Source organism: Acidobacteriota bacterium, assembly GCA_009861545.1.
Classification (GTDB): Bacteria; Acidobacteriota; Vicinamibacteria; order Vicinamibacterales; family UBA8438; genus WTFV01.
Map to the genome: position 1 here is coordinate 84436 of VXME01000017.1, position 6725 is coordinate 91160.

General features: G+C 64.8%; 3 protein-coding genes. All 3 read left to right on the top strand.

The features are described from left to right. Position 1 precedes the first annotated feature (1 nt). Entirely contained in the window at positions 2 to 1756 is a 1755-nt protein-coding gene (locus F4X11_02825) for a PQQ-binding-like beta-propeller repeat protein (GenBank protein ID MYN63949.1), read from the top strand. A 176-nt stretch (positions 1757 to 1932) separates the two neighbouring features. Continuing rightward, positions 1933 to 3090, top strand: a complete 1158-nt coding sequence (locus F4X11_02830; GenBank protein ID MYN63950.1) for a tyrosine-type recombinase/integrase — start codon at positions 1933 to 1935, stop codon at positions 3088 to 3090. A gap of 232 nt (positions 3091 to 3322) precedes the next feature. Next, the gene (locus tag F4X11_02835) at positions 3323 to 5590 is read left to right on the top strand and encodes a hypothetical protein (protein MYN63951.1); all 2268 of its coding nucleotides are present in this window, start codon (positions 3323 to 3325) and stop codon (positions 5588 to 5590) included. Positions 5591 to 6725: the final 1135 nt, after the last annotated feature.

Consider the following 6725-nt stretch of genomic DNA (forward strand, 5'->3'; position numbering starts at 1 on the left):
GATGCGCACTTCACCATCGGCGCACGTCATGCGCGTCACGCTGGCGGCGATTCTGCTCGCGTTCACGGCGGTCCCGTCGCACGCGCAAACCCCCGGCGTCACGCCGGTCACCGACGCGATGCTCCAGGATCCGGCGGCCGGGGACTGGCTGATGTGGCGGCGGACGCTCGATGGCTGGGGCTACAGCCCGCTGAATCAGATCGACCGCGACAACGTCGGGCAGCTCCGGATGGTCTGGTCGCGCGGCCTCGGCCCCGGTCTGCAGCAAGGGACCCCGCTGGTCTACGAGGGCGTGATGTACATGCCGAATCCGCGGGACGTCATCCAGGCCCTCGACGCCGTCACCGGGGACGTCCGCTGGGAGTACCGCCGGGATCGTCCGGATGATCTCGAGGACTACATGCTCGGCGCGCTCACCGACCTCAACCGCAACCTCGCGATCTACGGAACGCACATCATCGACACCAGCGGCGACGACTACGTCTTCGCCCTCGACGCGGCCACCGGCGAGCTGGCCTGGGAGACGCAGATTCTCGACTACCGGGTGAACCCGGCCAACCAGAGCTCCGGCCCCATCATCGCCGACGGGAAGATCGTTTCCGGCCGCGGCTGCACGCCGCGGGGTGGGCCCAACGCCTGCGTCATCGTGGCGCACGACGCGACGACCGGCGAGGAGCTGTGGCGGCGGCGGACGATCCCCGCCCCGGGCGAGCCGGGAGACGAGAGCTGGGGCGGTGTGCCGTTCGACGAGCGCAGGCACGTCGGCGCGTGGATGGTGCCGAGCTACGATCCCGAGCTCAACCTGGTCTACATCGGCACGTCGGTCACGTCCCCGGCGCCCAAGTACCTGATCGGTGGGGCCGACCTGAAGCACCTCTACCACAACTCGACGCTGGCGCTCGACGCCGACACCGGGGAGATTGTCTGGTACTACCAGCACCTGAACGACAGTTGGGACCTCGACCATCCCTTCGAGCGGCTCCTCGTCGATACCGCGGTGCGTCCCGACCCATCCGCCGTCGAGTGGATCAACCCGCGCCTGCAGCCGGGCGAGGAGCGCCGCGTGATGACCGGCATTCCGGGCAAGACCGGCATCGTCTACACCCTCGACCGCGCGACGGGCGAGTTCCTGTGGGCGACCCCGACAATCGCCCAGAACGTGGTCGGCGGCATCGACGGCGCGACCGGCGCCGTGTCTGAGAACGCCGAGTTGGTCTTCCGCGCCGACGGCCAGGAGGTCTTCGCCTGTCCGACCCTGGTCGGGGGCAAGGACTGGGAGGCGGGCGCCTACAGTCCGCTGACCAACACCATGTACTTCCCGCTGCGCAACGCCTGCGCGCGCATCATGGCGACCAACGACGGCTCGCTCTACGGCCTCGGCGTGCGCAGCCAGATCGCCCCCGGCACCGACCAGGTGGGCACCGTGCAGGCGATCTCGGCCGAGACCGGCGCCGTGCTCTGGAAGCACGAGCAGCGGGCGGCCACCAGCTCGCTGGTGGCGACCGGCGGCGGCCTCATCTTCGGCGGAGACCACAACGGCCGCCTGCGCGCCTTCGATCACGAGACCGGGGAGGTGCTCTGGGAGATCAACCTGGGATCGCCGCTCACCGGCTTCCCGATCACCTATGCCGTCGACGGGAAGCAGTACGTGGCAGTGAGCACCGGCCGGTCGCTGACCTCGGGCGCCTTCAACCGCCTGACCCCGGAGCTGCGGCCGAGCAACGGGAACACGCTGTTCGTCTTTGCGCTGCCATAATCCTGTCTCTGATCCCTATCGGTCCGCATCTGTCCAAAAGTGCACGTTTTCGAGCGTAATAGCGGGAGGTTGCCCGCCTTCAGCGTCCACGCCGATTCGTGCCGGTCCGCCCAAATCCGAGGCTTGACTGTGGGTGTACCGTGGGTTTACGATTTCGGTCGACAGGAGGCGAATGCATGGAAAGACTGACAGCCAGACGGGCCGAGACGCTGCGGAAGCCGGGCCGGTATCAGGCGGGCGACACGGTGTACCTGGTCGTGGCCAAGGGCCGGACCGGCCGGGTCAACAAGCGATGGGTTCAGCGGCTTCACGTCCAGGGGAAGCGGCGCGATATCAGCATCGGCACCTACCCGGCCGTCACGCTGTCGGAGGCTCGGGAGCGGGCGCACGACAACCGCCTGACGGCGAAGCGGGGCGGGGACCCGTCCGGGCGCGCGTCGACCGTGCCGACGTTCGCGGACGTGTCGGCCAAGGTCGAGCGCGGGGGCCAGTGGCGCGGCCAGACCCGGGAGACGCGGCGGCGGACCCTGGCGCGGTACGCGGCGCGTCTGATGGGCCGGCCCGTCGACCAGATCGACCGGGCGGCGGTGCTCTCGGTGCTCGGGCCGGTGTACCGCGACAAGCCGGCGACGGGCAAGCTCCTGCGCGGTTGGGTCCGGGGCGTGCTCGCGGCGGCGCAGGCTCTGGGCCACGTCGACGTGAACGCGGCGGGCGAAGTGATCGACGCGGCTTTGCCGAAGACTCCGAAGGCCCGAGCGCATCGGCGGGCGTTGCCGTACGCGGACGTTCCCGCGGCGCTGGCGGCGGTCGAGGCGTCCGGGGCCGGTCCGGCCGTCAAGGCGGCGATTCGCTTCACGGCGTTGACGGCGGTCCGGTCGGGCGAGGCTCGCGGGGCGACGTGGGGCGAGGTCGACCTCGAGGCGCGGGAGTGGCGCGTACCGGCCTCGCGGATGAAGGCCGGGGCGGAACATCGGGTGCCGTTGTCGGATGCGGCTGTGGGCGTGCTGGAGGGCATGAGGGCGCATTCCGACGCCGCGGCCGATTCGCTGATCTTCCCTGGCGTGGGCGGGCGTCCGCTCAACGGCGACACCTTGATTAAGGCGCTGCGGCGAGCGACGGGTACGGATGCGGACGTTCACGGCTTCCGGTCGAGTTTCCGGACGTGGGCGGCGGAGCGGTCCGGGGCGACGCGGGACGTGGCGGAGCTGGCCCTTGCCCACGTGGTGGGCGGAGCTGTCGAGCGGAGTTACGCCCGAAGCGATCTGTTCGACCAGCGGCGCGGGCTGATGGACCGCTGGGCCGCGTTCGTGACCGGCCCTGCCCCTACCCGGTAACAGGTTGGCCGGCCTCCGCGTGATGGGGATGGGTGTAGCATTGCTCATGCTGCCGCAACCCGGGGGCGACAGCGACGCGCGATCTCAACGTGCGTCTGAGCCGCAAGTAGCGGCTGGACACTATACGATATGATAAACTGCGGTGTCGCCTGCCACTTTCTGACCGCCCTGAGGCGATCGCGTGTGTGATCAAGTCGATTCCCGGTTGGATCTTTATGGTCAGCAGTGAGCCATGTACGATCTCCACAATCTCGGTTGGCACAGCTTCCAGCAGCTCTGCCTTACCATTGCGAGACACATTCTTGGTCAATGCGTTGAGTCATTTCTAGACTCCCACGACGGTGGCCGAGACGGTGCGTTTGCCGGTTCCTGGAATCCAAGCGGCAACGAGTACATCAGCGGCCACTTTGTCATTCAGTGCAAGTTCACGAGCCGAGCCGATCACAAGCTGCGCGTTTCTGACCTTTCAGACGAGCTCGCCAAGACTACACGACTCGTGCGTGAGGGTCGCTGCGATTGTTACGTGCTCCTGACAAACGCTGGCGTGTCTGGCAGGCGAGCGGAGAAGATTGAGGCTTTGTTCAAAGGTGCCGGCGTAAAGCACGTTCTTCTCTTCGGCTCAACGTGGATATGCCAGCAGATCCAGGGCAGCAAACACCTCCGGATGCTTGTGCCCCGACTCTACGGGCTAGGCGACCTCAGCCAGATCCTCGATGACAGGGCATATTCGCAGGCACGCGCTTTGCTCACCTCCCTTCGGGACGACTTGGCGAAGATAGTTGTCACCGACGCCTATCGTCGGTCGGCCGCAGCCCTCGACGAGCACGGATTCGTGCTGCTGATTGGTGAACCGGCGGCCGGAAAGACAACTATCGCATCGCTGCTCGCGATGGGCGCTGCCGACCAGTGGGGTGCTTCTACACTCAAGCTCGACAATCCTGACAAGGTCATAGATCACTGGAACCCTGATGAGCCCTCCCAGTTCTTTTGGCTTGATGATGCATTTGGCGTGATGCAGTACGAATCCTCTCTGGCGCACGGATGGAACCACATCCTGCCGCAGGTCCGTACGATGCTGCGCAAGGGAGCCAGAATCGTCATGACCTCTCGCGACTACATCTACAAGCGTGCCAGACAAGAACTAAAGGAGAGCGCGTTTCCCCTGCTGCGCGAAAGCCAAGTCGTGATCGACGTTCAGGATCTGACTCCCGACGAGAAGCGTCAGATTCTCTACAATCACCTGAAACTGGGGCGTCAGCCGCAGGAGTTCCGGACGCAGGTCAAACCTCATCTCGACGCGATAGCAACCCACGAGCGATTCATCCCGGAAACGGCCAGACGGCTGGCCGATCCACTATTCACGCGAGGGCTGTGGATCGACCGGTACTACTTGCTCGAGTTCGTCGATAAGCGCGAGCAGTTTGTCCAGGAAGTCTTACAGGGTCTCGATCGCCACAGCAAGGCCGCGCTCGCGTTGATCTACATGAGGAACGATAGACTGGAAAGCCCGATCACGCTTCACGAGTCAGAAAGGGAGGCACTGGAGCGCTTGGGCAGCGACCTAGGCAACTGCGGTACGGCGCTCGATGCCCTGAACGGCAGCCTTGTCCAGCGAGTCGACTCCGACGGCAACCATGTATGGAGGTTTAAGCACCCGACCATCGGTGACGCATATGCATCACTGCTGACACAGCATCCGGAGTTGCTCGGTATCTATCTGAAAGGAGCGGCCACGGAGAAGCTGATGGCGCAAGTTACTTGCGGTGATGTCGGACTGGAACGCGCCGTGGTGATACCGAGGGCTCTCTTTCCTTTGATGCTTCAGCGCCTTCAAGACTACTCTGCGACTGCACAGTACAAGACGGTGTGGATGGCCGAGTGGGGAGCACGAGGGGGCGTGCACCGGTTTCTGGCTTTCCGTTGTTCGAAGGAATTCTTGGCTTTGTACATCGCGCAGTATTCCGCAATCTTAGACAGAGTGGCTCAGCCTGGACTCATGCTTAGTGCCGTGTCGGAAGTTGATCTGGCCTTGCGCCTTTATGAGGTTGGATTGCTGCCGGAGGAAACGCGGGAGAAGTTCATCGCGGCAGTGAGCGCGTACGTCGTCGACGGCGAAGACTTCTATGCTCTCGAAAGCAAGCGATTGCGGAATGTATTCCGCGAGGAGGAATTCAACGCTCTGCGGGACCGTGTCCGCACGGAGTTGCTGCCTCGGCTTGAGGACGTGCGCCGCGACTGGGAAAGTAACCACCAGTTGGACGAATCCCCGGATGACCACATGCAGCCGTTGCTGCAGGGGTTCGAGATACTGGGGGCCATGTTCGACGGTGACGAGACGGTTTCCGAGAACATCGAACGGGAGACGGAACAGGTACGGGAATGGATTTCGGAACACATGCCGGACGAGTCCGATCAGAGGCCAGAGCGGCGTCTGGGAGAGGCGCCCATTGCGGAAGACCTCTCCGGTGACCGCAGCATCTTTGATGATGTGGACGCCTGATGTGCAACACCCATTGTCGTGGGTTTTTCGACAGGCCTGAACGTCGCTGGCGCGTGACCGGCCGGGGGCGCGGTGGATGACCGCGGCGGGTTTCAGCGCGGCGACCGCGGGAGGACGCGGTGGGCAGCAGCGCAGCTATTCGGTGCGGCGGATAACGGGCTGCGCCGCGGCGACGCGGCGGCACGCACGGGCGTGGACGTCGGCTGACGGGTTCCGGCGCGTGGCGGCGTTCATCGACCATCTGTGTGAGCGGCATCGTCGTCGGGGAAGGGCAAGGACACGATGAGGGCTCACCCAAGGGTGGTGGTCTCGTGGTGTCCGTCTCGCTGCGGACCGTGTCGGCCACCGGTGTTGACCGCCCGTGGGAGCGCTGGCTGTCGATGAGCGTCAAGGCGAGCAGTACGGGTGGGCGGTCGACCTCGAGACGCCGTGGTCGCCGGGCTGTTGCGCCGGCTCCAGGGTGGACGGCGGAGTTCGCGCCGGCTGGAACCATCGTCCGTGGAGCTGCCGCGGTCGTTCGCGCCCGACCCCGAGGCCGAGAATTCCGTGCTGATGCTCGGCTCGCCCCGGCGTCTCACCGCCAGTCGGTCGGCGTCGGAGACTGGTATCTTCGAAGCGGCCCGCTAGCTGTCCAGGGCCAAGCGAGATGGTCGCAGACCCATGGGACATGCTAACACGGACGTTAGAAGTGTAGCCATTATTCTTGGCGCTGGTTTCTCCGTGGGTGCCGGCGTGCCTCTTGCCAGTCAGCTCTTTGAACACCGACCCGATATGGACCGCCTCGTTCGCCAAAGGCTCGTTGATCGTGTCGTCACACAGTGGAGCAGCTGGCGCTCTCGGACCAATCTATCCGCGGAGGAATACCTTGCAGAACTCGCGCGCAGTAAGCTCGGAGAGTGGCATGATGCTGTGTGGTTCGTGGGCCTTACGATCGCTTCTCGGATGGGCGAGCTACGGCCCGTCGGTGGTCGCCTTCAGCTCGCGAAACACTACTTGGGGCGTCGGAGCACTGCGATCCATGAATGCTTCTGGACGACCGTTTTTCGTCAGCGAACCGATGTGTCGGTCATAACCACTAACTAGTGTCGGCCAGAAAACCCCCGTGTCAAGCGGAGATCCGCGCCATTTCGTGACC

Excerpts from the sequence above, each read along its gene's own strand:
- F4X11_02835 (MYN63951.1), top strand. The coding sequence starts at position 3,323 with ATGTACGATCTCCACAATCTCGGTTGGCACAGCTTCCAGCAGCTCTGC.
- F4X11_02825 (MYN63949.1), top strand. The coding sequence starts at position 2 with ATGCGCACTTCACCATCGGCGCACGTCATGCGCGTCACGCTGGCGGCG.
- F4X11_02830 (MYN63950.1), top strand. The coding sequence starts at position 1,933 with ATGGAAAGACTGACAGCCAGACGGGCCGAGACGCTGCGGAAGCCGGGC.